Source organism: Indolivaga alginatilytica (assembly GCF_003201355.1).
GTDB classification, from domain to species: Bacteria; Bacteroidota; Bacteroidia; order Bacteroidales; family Dysgonomonadaceae; genus Dysgonomonas_A; species Dysgonomonas_A alginatilytica.
Window position 1 is genome coordinate 1 of record NZ_QICL01000038.1, and the last position, 16,616, is coordinate 16,616.

Genomic DNA, 16,616 nt, shown 5'->3' on the forward strand with positions numbered 1-16,616 from the left:
CAGAAAGTCAGATCAACATCCGGACTACTAGTACATACGATGGGTAAAATTGCAATCGCATTTATTTATCTAATTTTTTAAATACTGATTCGCATAACTTATTAATCTGAATGATGATATATAAAAAAAGCTGATCGAATACTCGACCAGCCTTCATTATTATACTATATAGAGTATCCTATTTCCTATAAGCATGTAATTAAGTAATAAAAAGGTCTGAGACCTTATTTACCTGTAATCAGTTCAGTACTGCGTTTGATGAAATTGCTCAGGCTCTCTCCTTTCAACATATTGTTTGAAAGTAATGCCAAGTCAACCAATTGCTTGATAATAGGATTTTCTGATGCGTATTTGCTAACAGCTTCCACATCTTTACCATCCACATCAGTAATAATCTTTTTTACCAATGGGTGATTGGTATTTATAACCATTGTAAAGTTGTCGGGCATTTCTCCGTAGAACGACATGCCTGTTTGCATAGCAGCCATTTCTTTCATACGACGAGTGTACTCGTTTTGTGTAATCTGAATTGGTTGAATGTTTTCGTTCAATGGTTTATAATCAAAAGAGAATTCTACTTTCTCTATCTTAGGTAATTGAGATTTGAAAGTTTCATTCAACTCTTCTTTTTGCTTATCAGTTAAATCGGCATCAGCAATATCTTCTTTCTTGATCAGATTGTTAACAATATCACTATCAACACGAACAAAACGGCTCTTCTCGAATTTGCTTTCCAGCATTCCTGCTAAATGTACATCCAATTGCCCATCAAGTAAAAGAACATCGTAACCATGATCTTTTGCTGCATTAATATATGAGTACTGTTCCTCTCTATTATTTGTATATAGGTATATTAAAGTACCTTCTTTGTCTGTTTGATTTCCTGAAATAAGAGTTTTATATTCTTCGAATGTGAAGATATTGCCATCTGTATTCTTTAATAAACAGAATTTTTGAGCACGATCGTAGAATTTCTCATCAGTAAGCATGCCATATTCGATGAATATTTTAAGATCATCCCATTTTTCTTCGAACTGAGGACGGTCATTCTTGAATATATCCTCTAAACGATCAGCTACCTTTTTAGTAATGTGTGACGAAATTTTCTTCACATTGTGATCGCTTTGAAGATAAGATCTCGAAACATTCAGAGGAATGTCCGGAGAGTCGATAACCCCATGCATCAAGGTTAGGAATTCAGGAACGATACCTTCTACCGAATCAGTAATAAATACCTGATTAGAGTATAGCTGTATCTTGTTTTTATGAGGATCTACATTGCTCTTCAATTTAGGGAAATAAAGTACTCCTGTCAATTTGAATGGATAATCTACATTAAGATGTATCCAGAACAAGGGTTCATCAGTAAAAGGGTACAAGTCCTGATAAAATTTCTTGTAATCTTCGTCTTTTAAGTCTGCAGGCTTGCGGGTCCACAAAGGAGTTGTGTCATTAATGACATTATCTTCCTCAGTTTCTACCGATTTCCCATCCTTCCATTCTGTTTTTTTGCCGAATACAATCGATACAGGTAAGAAACGACAATACTTTTTAAGCAACTTGTCTATTTCACCTTGTTCAAGGAAATTCTTATTTTCGTCGTCTATATATAATATAATGTCTGTACCTCTTTCGGTTTTGTCAGCTTTGCTTAAAGTAAACTCAGGAGTACCATCGCAGCTCCATTTTACAGCTTCAGAACCCTCTTTATGAGAAAGAGTCACAATTTCAACTTGTTTAGAAACCATAAATGCTGAATAGAAACCTAGTCCGAAGTGTCCTATAATTGCATTGGCATCATTTTTATACTTATCCAAAAATTCGTTGGCTGAAGACAGAGCAATCTGATTGATGTATTTATTGATCTCATCTTCTGTCATACCTATACCTCGGTCGGAGATTGTAATAGTACCTTTTTCTTTGTCTAATGATACTCTTACTGCTGTGTCTCCCAATTCGCCTTTAAATTCACCTAAAGATGATAGGGTTTTAAGCTTTTGAGTAGCATCTACTGCGTTAGAAACTAGCTCTCTTAAAAAGATTTCGTGATCGCTGTACAGAAATTTCTTAATAATGGGGAATATATTGTCTGTGGTAACCCCAATATGACCTTTTCTTTCTTCCATGATGTTATATTTTGTATTTTGTTATGATTCTCTGGAAGGTTAAACCAAAAAGGGTGCCATACTCGAAAAGACTGTCATTTTGTCAAATGTTTATGATTAATTTCTATTCTTTAAATTTGTTGATAGATTAAGTTTATGCCTTATTTATGCATCTTTATCTTTATTGTGTCAGTGGTTATTTTGCTGTTATATAGGTGGTTGTGTTTTCATTATTCTTGTGCTTAACATTTGTTGAATGAAAAAAACTTTATTTTATTTTTAGAGATGCAAAAAGATCGTATATTTGTGGTGTAGGATTATCCAAATATTTTATGTATAATATAACGGATTGTTCTTTCTTTAACACTAGAAACATAAGGTTATGAAAAATGATGAAAACAACGCAAACGGCTTCGAAGGCAAACTAATTGCTCTTCAAAATAATATGATGAATTTTGCTTTGACTTTAACTACAAATAGAGAAGAAGCTAAGGATTTACTGCAAGAAACAACTCTTCGTGCTTTAGATAATAAAGAAAAGTATTATGAAAACGTAAACTTCAAAGGATGGGTGTTTACAATTATGCACAACATTTTTGTAAATAACTATAGAAGAATCGTTCGCACGCAAACAGTTGTAGATCAAACGGAAAATCTATATCATCTTAATTTGCCGCAAGATTCGGGATTTGATACCCCGGAAGGTGCATATACTATTGCAGAGATAACAAAATCAATTAATAGTTTCTCTGACGAATATAAAGTGCCGTTTACTATGCACGTTTCAGGTTATAAATACGAAGAAATCGCTCAAACTCTGACTCTACCCATCGGAACAGTGAAAAGTCGTATCTTCTTTGCTCGAAAGAGATTACAGGAAATGTTGAAAGATTATAAATTTCAAGACAGAGAATAAGTAGTTACAGGTAATTAGTTACAAATTTGTCTATAAAAAAATAGAAGGAGAGTCACATGTGAGTAATCAGTGTGACTCTTTTTAATCAGTATAAATATCGGCTGAATCAAATGAAAAAAAATATTGTATTGTCTCTCTTGTTAGTCTTTTCTTTAGCTGTAGTAGCTCAGGATAATCAGACAGGAGAAAATAAAATCGTTACTCTTACTTCTAAATCGTATGAGCAAGAAACTTTGAAAGGGCTTGTTCTGGTTGATTATTGGGCGGTCTGGTGTGGTCCATGTCGAAAGATGGAGCCAATTTTAAAACAAATTGCAGCCGAGACGGATGTGAAGGTTGGTAAGTTGAATGTTGATGATTATAAAGCTGTGGCAAGAGCCAAAGATGTATCCACTATCCCTACAATGATTATTTACAAGGATGGTAAAGAGGTACAGCGATTGGTCGGAGTATATGCAAAGGATGAATTACTTAAGGTTTTGAATAATTATAAGTGAAAATCGAATAAGGGATAGGTTGTATTTAATTAGTCTCTATAATTATGCTTGTTATTTCTCATTATTTAAAAGTATGTATTTGCTTTATTGCTAGATCCATTACTGGTTTTGATTGACAACAATGAATAATTGAGAAGAAATTACATGCAGTGGATACTACCAATATGTATTTTTCAATATAGTTTTACTGTAGTTAGATAAAATAAAAAGAGTCATATCGAATATTCAGCCGTGTATTATACGACTGAATAGTTTCGATATTTTCGTTAAAATACTTTTTTGCAATTTTATTATGAATTGTAAAGAGTGTTATTCTATGGAGGTAAAGTTACACCTTAATTGACTTAAGGCATAGTTCGGGAAGTCCTATTTCTGCAAAAAAGAGTTATGATAGCCGCAAAAAAGAGTCTTATGTGGTGTGTTTGGTGATTTTTTTGCTTTTTCAGACTGCCGGCTTGTAAAGTTTTTTCTTGAAGGATTGTTTTTGTTTTCTGGAAAGTAGGCGTCTTTCCTTGGTCTTTCTGTTTATTAGTGATTGCTGTATGACCTATTTGAATTCATTTCTTAGCTGTAGTGGTTTATGTAGGTCTGATTCTCTATAGAGGCGATCTGAGTTTTTATGTAAGGTGTGTATAGAAGATATTAAATATTAATTGTAATATTTGTAAGCTATTGGACAATCCATTGCTTGCGTAGGTTATTTGACGACAACAAATAATAGAAAAAGAACGACAAGCAATGGATGTTACCAATATCTTTTTTGTAAGTGTTAGTTGGTTTTTGTGTGTTTTACATATATTTCTGTTGGTTGTTGAAATATTCACTTAGCATAATCTTATAATTGGTGCTAATTGATAGTGCAAAATTAGTTTTTTACGGAATGAGTCTAGCCTGTAGAAGTCTCATCTTCGCAAAAAGTAGTTCTGATTGCCGCAAAAAAGCACTCATCTTGGCTTTTAGAGTCCAAAATGAGTAAATATGTTGAATGTGTAGATGCTTTACCTCTTATTAAGACCGGGAGTGAAACATATTAGGAAGTCTTATCATTTTTTGCCATTTCTCGGACTTCATTGGGAGTTAAATCATATTTTTGTTTGAAAAGACGATAGAAGGTACTCTTGTTCGAGAACCCGGCGAGCGTGTAAATTTTATCTATGGAAAGATTTATATCCTGACTGAGTAAACGTCGTGTATATTCCAAGCGAAAATCATTTATGTATTCCGTGAAGGTCATACCTTTGTTCTCTTGAATGGTCTGTGTGAGATATTGTCTGTTAGTGCCAAGTTCGAGAGCAAGAGTTTCACGTGTAAGATTCGGGTTTCTAAAACTCTCGCTTTTATATAAATGAGCTGCCGTTTTCTCGAAAAGAGAAGCTTCTTTCAGTTTCTCAGGATTAGAATCCTGTATCAGAGAGCTTAGGTTATGTATCTCATTCAGGTATTTATCCAAATCTTTGTGCTGGGTAAATATTTTTTTGTTCTTTTTCTTTAGTTTGTTCGAATTATACTTTATGGCGAATACTATAGCAAGGAGCAGAATACATACTGTAGTTAAAGATATTATTATAGTTCGTGTATTCTGTACCTCTAGTTCGTGCTTTTCTGCCTGATCCTTTAATTTTTCAACTTCATAAATTGTGCGTAATTCGTTAACTTGTCTGCTCGAATTGTCTTTAGCCATCGAATCAACAAATAAAAATACTTCATTCTTTAGGGTGAAGGCATTCTTGTAATCTCCTTTAGCAGCTAAAATATCGGCTTTTTTATCTCTTACAGTATTGTAGTTGAAATTATCTGATATTTCGGAATAATAATCTATTGCCTTATCTATATACTGCAGTGCCTGCTCGTAATTTTTAGTTTTCAAATAATATTCAGCATAGGCAATCTGTGTATAGTGATAGAATCTATCATGTATATAAGCCTTGTTCTCATTGTAATATATGGTAATATTTTCTATCATTTGCTTAGCTTCGGTTAGCCTGCCCAATTCGATCATGCTTTTGGCGGTGTTGACATCGGCTAGTAAAATGAAAAGGGTGTTATTCTTGTCTTCCGAATATCTATTTGCGTAATATCGGATCGAATCACAATATGCCAGAGATAACTCGTGGTTGTTTGCATTGTATGCGGCAGTTGTTAGTTCCCAGAAAAAGGTCGGTCCGTCTTTTCCATAGTTGGGGACGTACTTTCTTTTTAAGTCTAACATCTTCTGGAAAGCCTCCAGTGCTTGCTTGGGTTTCTCCAGAAACAGATAGATGCGTCCTAGTAGTTCGTAGGATAAGGATTCCCCTGATTTGTTATTGCTGTCTTGCGTATCTTGAAGTAACTTTAGGGTTTTATTCAGAGCGAGTTCCATATTTCCGGATTGAATATATGAATCAATGATATAAGCATCAGCTCCGATTTCGTTTTCTATATCGCCTGCTCTCTGATAATATTCTTTAGCTTTCTGAGCCATATATATAAAGCTGTCTTTTAATGCTATGTGTTGGTAATAGCCGCACAGGTGCATATATGCATGTCCCGTATACTGATTGTTTTTTTGTTTCAGGGCTTCTTCTTTTAGTATCATGGCATTTGCGAATGCCTCCGGCGTGTTGATAGTGGCGGTCGACATCTTTCGAAGAGATTTCAGCTTTTCTATCCCCGTTTCTTTAGATACTTCTTGTTGTGACTTGCTGTTCGTTGCAACAGATGCCTGAATAGATATAATAAGTAAAAAAATAAAAAGCACATGAGTTCTGATGAGGAATTTTTTCATTTCTTCAGTAGGGTAGTTGGGTTTAATAAAAAAAAACTGATTTTTTAATGTATACAGCTAGAGTATAGTATTAAGCAAATTATGATCTTTGATTTATGTCTTTTTGGAGGTTGACTTAGATTCTGTTGCTGTTGTTTTTTTTTCTAAAAGAACCTGTCTTTGTTCGTGTTGCAAAAGTAGCACTTTTGTAACGAATAAGTCTTTCGATAGTCTTCAAAAATTCCCGAAAATCCTCAAAAAATACTTGGGGGAGTTGTTAAATGTATTTGTTTTAGAGAGTCTCCTGAATATTATTGAATACGATTTTTAGCATAGAGCGCACTTGGTTGAGCCCGTCTTTGTCTATTCCTGCAAAAGCATATTGCATTGTCTCGTTGACAGCCTCATTGGCTTTCTCTTTGATACTTTTTCCTTTCTCTGTTAAGTATATTTGATTAGATCTGCGATCGGTCGGAGTTGATCGGCGTTCCGCTAATTCAAGCTTAGTCAGATTGTCTACCAATCGGGTCATGCTTGGCTTGTCTTTGAATGTTGCATCACAAAGCGTTTGTTGTGAAACACCATCCTGCCGCCATAAAAACGAAAGAACCGTCCACTGTTCGGGAGTTATATCCAGACCATGTTTTCTGAAATTGCGGTACATCTTTCGATTAATAGCCATCGAAACTTTTCCATTGATTATAGGAAAGATATACTCTAGTTCTATTAAGTCGCTATTTTCGTTCTCGTGATCCATCTTCTGACTTATTTCTCAATTAAATTACTTTTAAGGTTACAGACCTTTTTATTGCTTTGGCAAATATAACAAACAGAGACTATTGTGCTCACAAAGTGTAATAATTAATATTTTACATTACTTTGATGCCTGCAAAGGTATAATATCTTTAGCTTAGTTGAAATATTTAACTCCATATTTTGTTTTTAGAGCATATTATCTTACCTTTGCGGCTCGAAAAACTTTATTGTTTAACAAGTTTATATTAAATTATTTATGAATCATTACGAAACCGTTTTCATTTTGACTCCCGTTTTGTCTGATGTTCAGATGAAGGAAGCGGTAGAAAAATTCAAAGGCATTCTGACTGACGAAGGTGCTACGATTGTTAGTGAGGAGAATTGGGGGCTAAAAAAATTAGCTTATCCTATTCAAAAGAAATCTACAGGATTTTACGCATTTGTTGAGTTTGATGCAGACCCATCGGTTATTGCTAAGTTGGAACTACAATTTCGTCGTGACGAAAAAGTTATTCGTTTCTTAACTTTCCGTCAGGATAAGTATGCTCATCAGTACGCAGAAAAAAGAAGAAATCTTAGATCATCAACTAAAAAAGAAAATTAATCATGGCACAACAATCAGAAATCAGATATTTGACTCCTCCTTCAGTTGATGTCAAAAAGAAGAAATACTGTCGTTTCAAAAAGAATGGTATCAAGTATATCGATTACAAGGATCCTGAATTCTTGAAAAAATTCTTAAACGAGCAAGGTAAAATTTTACCTCGTCGTATTACCGGAACATCGTTGAAGTTTCAACGTCGTATAGCGCAAGCTGTTAAGAGATCTCGTCACTTGGCATTGCTTCCTTACGTAACCGATATGATGAAATAATTAAAAAAAGGAGGAAAAAGATATGCAAGTTATATTGAAAGAAGACGTTGCCAATCTTGGTTACAAAGATGATGTAGTAACTGTAAAAGATGGTTACGGACGTAACTACCTTTTGCCACAAGGAAAAGCTGTAATGGCTACAGAATCTGCTAAGAAAATGTTGGCTGAAAACTTGAAACAACGTGCTCATAAGCTAGAGAAAATCAAACAAGACGCTCAGGAAATTGCTGCGAAACTTGAAGGTGTTACTCTGTCTATCGGTGCAAAAACAAGTTCTACAGGAACAATCTTCGGATCTGTTTCTAATATCCAAATCGCTGAAGCTTTGGAAAAGAAAGGTTTTGCTGTTGACCGTAAGGTTATCGTTATAAAAGAAGCAGTAAAAGAAGTTGGTTCTTATAAAGCTCTACTTAAGCTTCACAAAGAAGTGTCTGTAGAAATTCCTTTCGAAGTAGTTTCTGAATAAGAAATTCCAGATATAATATAAGAAGAGGCTGCCTTTTATAGGGCAGCCTCTTTTGTGTTATAATAAGATTTGAGTTCACTGTATGAATTCAATAATGAGAGAGCATTGATCTACCATATTGGCGTTATTTGTAGCTGTTTCATTGGTGCGTACTGTAATGTTGTTTCCCGCTGTAAAGTTTAGTATCGATACAAAAGTGGGGCTTATTCCCCAGCCATTGCTATATCCTACAATGGTGCCATTCCATATCGAAACTCCATTTGCATATATGTGTGGTGCTACTAAATAGGGGTTGTTTCCTACTCTGTTTGTGCCCCAGTGTCCTGCGATGGTGACTCTGTATTTGCCAGTGTACGGAACTTGTATAGTTCCCGTCGACATATTTACACTTCCCTGTAGGGCACTGGAGATAGAACTGCTGCTGAAGTTGGTTAGTTGGCGGATCGTAGTGGTAGTTTGATATGCCACAGTCCAGGTGCCGGTTAAAATTGCGTACCAAGAGCCTATGACCGATGCCCAAGTGCCTACTCCGTTTGCATCGGAGACGAGCATCTTGCCTATCCCTTGCGTAGTATCCGCTATTTTTATAGCACCTCCTGCGGATTGGCTGGTAATATCTAATTTTGTAACAGGAGCGAGAGTTCCTATACCTACGTTTCCTTGGTTTGTTACAACTATATCATCAACAGCTTGAGCAGCTGTAATGCTGCCTGTAGATGGATTTGTAGTAGCCGAGGTCGAAGCTCCATCTATATGGAGTAGGGCTTTAGGGTTTTCTGTGTTGATTCCGATTTGAGCAATGCATATATTGCAGAATAGCAATATGATAAATGTAGATGTTAGTTTAGTCATGTTCTTTTTATTTTACAAATTCAATGAAGAGGGTTAAATTAGATACACCATTTGCGAAACCTGCAGTGTTTTCTATACTGTAAATGTCCAGTACATCATTTTGATTAAGGTATGTGAATGAGTAATAACTGACATAGGGAGAAAGTGATATGAGTGTTGATCCCAGTGAGTGTGGCGACCACATTGATGCTCCATTTTTCCTTACGTTATAATATCCGGCAATAAAATATCCGCTACCGCGATTCATTAAGGATATACCAAAGAGTGTAAGTCTATAAGTACCGGCATAAGGAACCGTTATACTTCCGTTGGTAATGTTTATGCTTCCGGTACCGGGTTTGGATATGGTTCCACCTGTGAAGTTGATCTTTCTAGTGCCTAGTGCGGTAGTATAAGCCAGATTTCCTCCTGTGAGGGAGGCATTCCAGCTCCCGATAATATTTATCCAAGTGGCTACTCCGGTTGAATTACTGGTGAGTACTTTTGTAATACCTTCACTGGTATCGGCTATTCGGATAGCTCCCGGTGTTGAGCTTATTATTTCGAGCTTCCTTTGAGGAGTTATGGTTCCTATGCCGATGTTTCCCTGCTCGTTCACTATGATATCGTCACTTGTGTTGAGGCTGCCGCTGGTATTGCTTTGCGTGTCAATGTGAAATATGCTTTGCGGGGTTCGGGTGTTTATCCCGACTTGGGCTTGTAATAGTCCGATGGAAAATGCTCCCATGATTAATAAAATGCTTTTTCTCATTACTTTTCTCATTAAAATTAGTGTGATTTAAAGATGAAAAGCAGTAACATGTAATCTCTACACGCTACTGCCGGACATAGTTGTGCTATGAATAAATTTCTCATAACTGCTGATTTCGAACGACAACAAGAAAAAAAATCCGCTACACGAGTAAATTTATAAGCAAAACTATAATTGTATTTATTAGGGAAATATTGTATATTTAAGTGCTTTCGGTTTTTGAGGAGCAGAAACAACAAAAGACGGAAAGTTCCGCCTAAGACATTTTTGTAATTAATATGTTTACTGGTTAGTTCTCTCTCTCTCTCTCTCTCTCTCTCTCTCTCTCTCTCTCTCTCTCTCTAACATTTCAGTATAATTAGCCAAATCTAAATGGTTAAAATTTAGATTGTTATTGTTTGATATGTTTGTTAAATTATACACCTGATCTTACTTAAAGAGTTATTTTACAGGAACAAATATAGGAAATGTTTTTGAAATCAAAGCTTTTCTCTGAAAAATGTGTTTCATGTGGTTCTCTTGCTGTTTTATTAGCTCATGCTTCTAAAGAATCAAAAAAGAAGTCGTACTTTTGTGATAACGAAAACATTTAAGGTTGTAGCCCTATTTGTTTTTTTTGTTAGAGGCAGATTTTTGTATCTGTGCGGAATAAAGTTTGTGAGAATAATAATTGGGTCTGTGACCTTAACAATAAATTAATTAGATGAATTTTGTTGAAGAATTAAGATGGCGTGGTATGATTCAGGAAATCATGCCGGGTACGGAAGAACAGCTACAAAAAGAATTAACCTCAGGCTATTTAGGGATCGATCCTACTGCCGATTCGTTGCATATCGGTCACCTTGTTGGGGTGATGATATTAAAGCATTTTCAGCGTGCGGGACATCGTCCTATTGCTCTGATTGGTGGTGCAACCGGTATGATTGGAGACCCGTCTATGAAATCACAAGAGAGAAATCTGTTGGACGAGAAAACTCTGCGTCACAATCAAGAAAGTATCAAAAAACAGTTGGCTAAATTTTTAGATTTCGAATCTGATAAGCCAAACAGAGCTTTGCTTGTTAATAATTATGACTGGATGAAAGACTTTACTTTTCTGGATTTCATTCGCGATATAGGTAAACATATTACGGTTAACTATATGATGGCGAAAGATTCTGTAAAGAAAAGATTGAGCGGAGAGTCGGCTGATGGAATGTCATTTACCGAATTTTCATATCAGTTATTACAAGGATACGATTTCTTACATTTATATAGTGAACTCGGATGTCGCATACAGATGGGAGGATCCGATCAGTGGGGTAATATCACTACCGGTACAGAGCTTATTCGTCGTAAAACAGGGGGAGAAGCCTTTGCACTCGTTTGTCCGTTGATAACTAAAGCAGATGGTACTAAGTTTGGTAAAACTGAGTCGGGTAATGTTTGGTTGGATCGTAGGTATACTTCACCTTATAAATTCTATCAGTTTTGGCTGAATGTTAGCGATGATGATGCAGCCAAATATATAAAGATATTTACAGCTTTATCGAAAGAGGAAATCGAAGCTTTGGTTCATGCTCAAAAAGAAGCTCCACATCTTCGTCCTTTGCAGAAAAAACTCGCAGAAGAGCTAACTGTAATGGTTCACTCGGTTGAGGATTATGAGGCTGCTGTAAGTGCATCAGGCATCTTGTTTGGAGGTTCTACGGCAGACACACTTAAAACTCTTGATGAAGAGACTTTATTGCAGGTTTTTGAAGGAGTTCCTCAGTTTGATGTAAGCAAGGTTGAATTAGAAGATGGTATCGCTGCTATTGACTTATTGACACAGGTTACGACAGTGTTTCCATCGAAAGGGGAGATGCGTAAAATGGTACAAGCCGGAGGTGTGATGATAAATAAAAATAAATTAGAAAATTCCGATGAAATTATTGATCATTCGTATCTGATTGATGGTAAATATATTTTGGCTCAAAAAGGCAAGAAAAACTACTATTTACTGATTGCAAAATGAAAAAAAAGTCGATGAGGTATTGCATATATCAAATTGATTATATACTTTTGTATCGCTTTTGAAAAGCAAATGTTTGTCTCATGGTGTAATGGTAGCACTGCAGTTTTTGGTACTGCCTGTCTAGGTTCGAATCCTGGTGAGACAACAAATATAGAAATTACCGTTGTATATCGATAAGATATGCAACGGTTTCTTTTTTGTCCATACATACAGCTTTTATGTGTTTGTTTATTCTAAGAATTTATTCGGAGGTAATATGCTTCATCATAGTATTATTCGTCTGAGTTATTATATCAATGATAAGGTGTTGTGTGTTTTCGTTTTATATTTACCTTATGAAGGTAAGGAAAGTAGTCGCTGTAATTGTTGTGTTATATAATCTATTGTCATGGATCTTTTTGTTAGATTTATATTTCAGGCTGCATCTAAACGAAAGTTTATCTCTAATAATAGTTTTATTTACATATCCGATTTCAATCGTTGGATTTGCAATTCTAGTTATAGGCTTTGATTCATCCTTCATGGTCATTATTTCTCAAATTATAATGCCAGCTATTATTCTGTGGGGAGCGGACAATGTAACTAAAATGATTAACAATAGAATGCAACGTTTTTAATTAATTTGCATCTTGATAATTTAACTATAAATTCAATTTTATCATGAAAAAGATTTTAACTTTAATTTTATGCTCATTAACTTTATTTGTAGTTCAATCCTGTTCAAATGATGATGACAATACTTTTGATCCGGAAATTGGAGCTAAAGAAGTTGCGGTCAATAGTCTCAATGCAACAATCTCATCTGTTTTGATTAAATCCGGTAAAGAGATAATCTTTGAATCTTCGGGTCTGGATAAAACGTATTATTCTCAAAAAATATCCAATCGAAAAGAGGTTTATATTGAAGTTACAGCAATTGTAGATACAAACGAGAGAGCCTTAGTTAATTTTGGAGAAGTAATAGGTGGCGATGCTATTGGTATAGTAAAACAAACGGAAAAAGAGCAGGCTGTAAAAGGTGAAAAGATTAAAGTATCCGGCACTATAACGTTTTTGCAATAAGTAATATTTTTTGCTGTAAGCGGGACTTTTTGCCTATGTATTTTTTAGTCAGAATATGTAGAATTATCCGTGTTGTAATTCATATGGTTAGGCCTAGTCGAATAATATCCCAAATAAATTTCTCACCCTCTGTTTTAACATTTTATTTTTATTTTAAGTATCTATTATAAAAACAATTAGAGACTATATTGTGTTATAATTACATGATAGATCAAAACAAGATAATTATGAAACTAGAAAAAGACAAAATCGAATTATTGGAAACTCTGAAAGGAGTAAAAAGATTAATGGATTCTGAAGATTATACGTATAGTTTTGATGACTTGTATGAACGTGTATCAGCAGTAATCGCGAAGTATGAATAACTAATTTGAAAGGAGCTTGTGTAATTACGGGCTTTTTTCTGTTGTGGGTAGTTTAAGTGATATATAATCTCTGTTTTGGCTATCTGATTAAAATTTTCTATTTATACTTAATAAAAAATAATATATAAAACATTATATAGCTTTAGGGCGTTTCTATTATACGTACGCGAGATAATTCAATGTTACGTAGAGAGGGAATTTATAATTAGAAAAGTTATAGTTTCCCTCTTGCCTATTTAGTCCGGTCTTTCTCTATCATTGTACATCTTTAACTTAATACTCAATTAATTAATCAGATTAATACTCTTCTGGCTTTATAATAGCTTACATTTACATTATCACCAAAAATTATAGTATTATGGCAAAAAAAGAAGGAAAAGAAGCTAAAAAGCCCAAGAAGGTCAAAGAAAAAGTAATTGCTGCTAATCCTCCGATGTCAAAAGAAGATAAAGCTAAAAAAAAGAGTAAATAATAAAGGGCGGGTTAACCGCCTTTTTCATTTCTTGGTCTGTTATCTTGGAATGTAACAATTGTTACATGTTTCTTATCCATTAAATATTTAAATTTGTACCTATTAATTAAATACATTTTTTATGGAACAATTACATGCACATGAAGTTCTTCACATGATGGAAGGAAACAGCTATACAGAATCTTCGTTGAAGGAGGCTATAATTCAGAAATTCGGAAAGGAACAGCGTTTTTATGCTTGTTCGGCAGAAAATATGGATTTAGATGAGCTTGTAGAATTTTTAAAGAATAAAGGCAAATTTATGGCTGCCGACAATGACGGCTTTACTGTAGATGTTACAAAAGTTTGTAATCACTAAGTATCTAACTTTTTTTAGTATAGAAAGATAAAAGCCTCGAAATCTAAAATTTCGAGGCTTTTATTTCAGTGGAATATATTTCTCAGAATTTTTCGTCTTTAGAAAAGGAGTAGGGGAAATCACTGTCTTGAATTCCTCTTTGATTATCGGGCGTTGGAGACATCTTATATTCTATAACAGCACCATTTTGTAATTGCTCGTGAGTTACGTAGTTCTTGCTGTAAGGTTGTCCATTTACAGTCATCGTAGATATGTATCTGTTATCTTTGTTGTTATTGCCTGCTTTTATTACAACTTGTTTTCCGTTTTCCAAATTGAGTTTTACACTTTTAAATAACGGTGAGCCAATAACATATTGGTCTGTTCCTGAGCATACTGTATAAAATCCTAAAGCAGAGAATACATACCATGCTGAGGTTTGTCCATTATCTTCGTCTCCGCAATATCCGTCAGGAGTCGCAAAATAAAGCTTATCCATAATTTCACGAGTCCAGAATTGAGCTTTCCAAGGTTCTCCCGAATAGTTGTACATATATACCATATGCTGTATTGGTTGGTTTCCATGTGCATATTGTCCCATGTTCATTATCTGCATTTCGCGTATTTCATGAATTACTGTTCCGTAATAGCTATCATCAAATAAAGGAGGCATTATAAATACAGAATCCATCATAATATTGAACTCTTTCTTGCCACCCATCAAATCTATTAATCCTTGAGGATCGTGAAATACCGACCACGTGTAATGCCAGCTATTTCCTTCGGTGAAAGCGTCTCCCCATTTCAAGGGATTGAATGGTGATTGGAAAGTGCCGTCTTCATTCTTTCCTCTCATCAATTTAGATGAATGGTCGAATAAGTTTTTATAATTCATTGCTCTTTTGGCAAACACTTGAAGTTCTTTTTCAGGACGATTCAGCGCTTTTCCTAATTTGTAGATAGTCCAGTCATTGTAAGCATACTCTAAAGTACGTGCAGCACTTTCTCTGATACCTACATTGTAAGGCACATAACCAAGTTTGTTGTAGAACTCGTGTCCTAAACGTCCGGTAGAACTTACATCAGGATGCACATTCTCAGTGCCATGTAGCAAACCTTTGTATAGAGTCTCGATGTCATAACCTCTTAAACCTTTCAGATAAGCATCAGCTACAACAGATGCAGAGTTGTTTCCAACCATACAGTCTCTATGTCCGGGGCTTGCCCATTCAGGTAAGAAACCACTTTCTTTATAAGTGTTTACAAGCCCTTCCTGCATTTGTGTATTGATAGAAGGATACATAAGGTTCAAGAATGGAAATAGGCATCGGAAAGTATCCCAAAACCCGGTATCGGTAAACATATATCCGGGTAATACTTTTCCGTTATATGGGCTATAGTGCATAGTTTTGCTTGCTGCATCTACTTCATGAAATTTTCGAGGGAATAGAACTGAACGATACAGACATGAATAAAAAGTACGAAGATTGTCAATATTATCATCTTCTACCTCTATTTTACCTAATACTTCGTTCCATGTGTTTTTACCATTAGCTTTCACTGTCTCGAAATCATTATTACCTAATTCTTTTAAATTAAGTTCGGCTTGCTCGGGACTAATGAATGAAGATGCTACTCGGGCGTGTACTTTTTCTCCTTTTTTAGTAGAGAAACCGATAATAGCTCCTGCATGATTTGCTTTAGATTCAGTTTGTTTTTCAAGAATCTTTTGGTCAGCTACGGCTGATACATATGTAAAAGGCTTGTCGAAAATAATGATAAAGTAATTCTTGAAATTATCAGGAACTCCTCCGCTATTTTTTGTAGTATATCCAATTATTTTATTCTCCTCTGGAATTACTTTAACGTAAGATCCATTATCAAAGGCATCTATGGTTACAAACGATTTATTATTCTCAGGGAATGTAAATCGAAACATAACAGCTCTTTCAGTTGGAGCCATTTCTGTTACCACATCATAGTCTGCAAGATAAACTCTGTAATAATAAGGGCTTGCAACTTCTGCTTTGTGAGAAAACCAACTTGCTCTTTCGTTCTCATCAAAAATAGCTTTACCTGTTGTTGGCATTATTGAGAACTGTCCATAATCGTTGATCCATGGACTCGGTTGGTGAGTTTGTTTGAAACCTCTGATTTTGTCTGCATCATAGCTGTATGACCATCCGTCCCCCATTTTTCCGGTTTGTGGCATCCAGAAATTCATACCCCAAGGCATAGCAATTGCAGGATAGGTGTTTCCGTTTGATAGTGAATGTTTTGATTGAGTTCCTACAAGAGGATTGACATAATCAACCGGGCTTTTTGTATCCGCTGCTTTTATGCTTAAAATACAAAACATACTGATAAACAAGTAAATACTTATTCTCTTCATGATTTATTATTTAGTTTGATTTTGTTTCATTTA

15 protein-coding genes are annotated in these 16,616 nt (G+C 35.1%); 9 read left to right on the forward strand and 6 right to left on the reverse strand.

The annotated features are described in order from the left end of the window. Nucleotides 1–224: 224 nt before the first annotated feature. Nucleotides 225–2,126: a molecular chaperone HtpG gene (gene htpG / locus CLV62_RS19115; RefSeq protein WP_110312382.1), complete on the reverse strand. Its 1,902-nt coding sequence runs from the start codon at nucleotides 2,124–2,126 to the stop codon at nucleotides 225–227. Between the two features lie 361 nt (nucleotides 2,127–2,487). Between htpG and CLV62_RS19120 the strand changes: the two genes are divergently transcribed. Next, nucleotides 2,488–3,021, forward strand: a complete 534-nt coding sequence (locus tag CLV62_RS19120; RefSeq protein ID WP_050709490.1) for an RNA polymerase sigma factor — start codon at nucleotides 2,488–2,490, stop codon at nucleotides 3,019–3,021. A gap of 110 nt (nucleotides 3,022–3,131) precedes the next feature. Next, entirely contained in the window at nucleotides 3,132–3,518 is a 387-nt protein-coding gene (trxA, locus tag CLV62_RS19125) for a thioredoxin (protein ID WP_110312383.1), read from the forward strand. Between the two features lie 1,030 nt (nucleotides 3,519–4,548). Here trxA and CLV62_RS19130 read toward each other — a convergent pair. Continuing rightward, nucleotides 4,549–6,282, reverse strand: a complete 1,734-nt coding sequence (locus CLV62_RS19130; RefSeq protein WP_110312384.1) for a helix-turn-helix domain-containing protein — start codon at nucleotides 6,280–6,282, stop codon at nucleotides 4,549–4,551. A 271-nt stretch (nucleotides 6,283–6,553) separates the two neighbouring features. After that, the gene (locus CLV62_RS19135; protein ID WP_110312385.1) at nucleotides 6,554–7,018 is read right to left on the reverse strand and encodes a MarR family winged helix-turn-helix transcriptional regulator; all 465 of its coding nucleotides are present in this window, start codon (nucleotides 7,016–7,018) and stop codon (nucleotides 6,554–6,556) included. A 255-nt stretch (nucleotides 7,019–7,273) separates the two neighbouring features. Here CLV62_RS19135 and rpsF point away from each other — a divergent pair, with 255 nt between their 5' ends. From rpsF to rplI, 3 genes are read left to right on the forward strand one after another with little or no spacing between them, the layout of a single operon-like run. Continuing rightward, the gene (gene rpsF, locus CLV62_RS19140; protein ID WP_110312386.1) at nucleotides 7,274–7,621 is read left to right on the forward strand and encodes a 30S ribosomal protein S6; all 348 of its coding nucleotides are present in this window, start codon (nucleotides 7,274–7,276) and stop codon (nucleotides 7,619–7,621) included. Next, a complete protein-coding gene (rpsR, locus tag CLV62_RS19145) occupies nucleotides 7,621–7,890 on the forward strand; it encodes a 30S ribosomal protein S18 (protein ID WP_185099960.1) in 270 nt (89 codons plus the stop codon). The genes rpsF and rpsR overlap by 1 nt, the downstream gene beginning before the upstream one ends. 22 nt (nucleotides 7,891–7,912) lie before the next feature. Beyond that, nucleotides 7,913–8,356, forward strand: a complete 444-nt coding sequence (gene rplI, locus CLV62_RS19150) for a 50S ribosomal protein L9 (protein WP_110312387.1) — start codon at nucleotides 7,913–7,915, stop codon at nucleotides 8,354–8,356. Nucleotides 8,357–8,431: 75 nt separating this feature from the next. Here rplI and CLV62_RS19155 read toward each other — a convergent pair whose 3' ends face one another. Further along, a complete protein-coding gene (locus tag CLV62_RS19155; protein ID WP_110312388.1) occupies nucleotides 8,432–9,208 on the reverse strand; it encodes a hypothetical protein in 777 nt (258 codons plus the stop codon). A 7-nt stretch (nucleotides 9,209–9,215) separates the two neighbouring features. Beyond that, nucleotides 9,216–9,959, reverse strand: coding sequence for a hypothetical protein (locus CLV62_RS19160; RefSeq protein WP_146212798.1), 744 nt, complete (start codon nucleotides 9,957–9,959; stop codon nucleotides 9,216–9,218). A 703-nt stretch (nucleotides 9,960–10,662) separates the two neighbouring features. Here CLV62_RS19160 and tyrS point away from each other — a divergent pair. The 4 genes from tyrS (at nucleotide 10,663) to CLV62_RS19185 (ending at nucleotide 14,212) form a co-directional block, all read left to right on the forward strand. Beyond that, complete coding sequence (tyrS, locus tag CLV62_RS19165; RefSeq protein WP_110312390.1) at nucleotides 10,663–11,955, forward strand: tyrosine--tRNA ligase; 1,293 nt, start codon at nucleotides 10,663–10,665, stop codon at nucleotides 11,953–11,955. 660 nt (nucleotides 11,956–12,615) lie between these two features. Then, nucleotides 12,616–13,017, forward strand: a complete 402-nt coding sequence (locus CLV62_RS19180; protein ID WP_110312392.1) for a hypothetical protein — start codon at nucleotides 12,616–12,618, stop codon at nucleotides 13,015–13,017. A gap of 203 nt (nucleotides 13,018–13,220) precedes the next feature. Beyond that, nucleotides 13,221–13,382 (forward strand): hypothetical protein, encoded by a 162-nt coding sequence (locus CLV62_RS21820; protein ID WP_170120107.1) that lies wholly within the window; start codon nucleotides 13,221–13,223, stop codon nucleotides 13,380–13,382. 593 nt (nucleotides 13,383–13,975) lie between these two features. Next, the gene (locus tag CLV62_RS19185; protein ID WP_110312393.1) at nucleotides 13,976–14,212 is read left to right on the forward strand and encodes a YecH family metal-binding protein; all 237 of its coding nucleotides are present in this window, start codon (nucleotides 13,976–13,978) and stop codon (nucleotides 14,210–14,212) included. Between the two features lie 82 nt (nucleotides 14,213–14,294). On the opposite strand, the gene CLV62_RS19190 is transcribed toward CLV62_RS19185, so the two are convergent. Continuing rightward, on the reverse strand, nucleotides 14,295–16,550 hold the full coding sequence (locus tag CLV62_RS19190; protein WP_245904136.1) for a GH92 family glycosyl hydrolase: 2,256 nt from the start codon (nucleotides 16,548–16,550) through the stop codon (nucleotides 14,295–14,297). Nucleotides 16,551–16,616 lie beyond the last annotated feature (66 nt).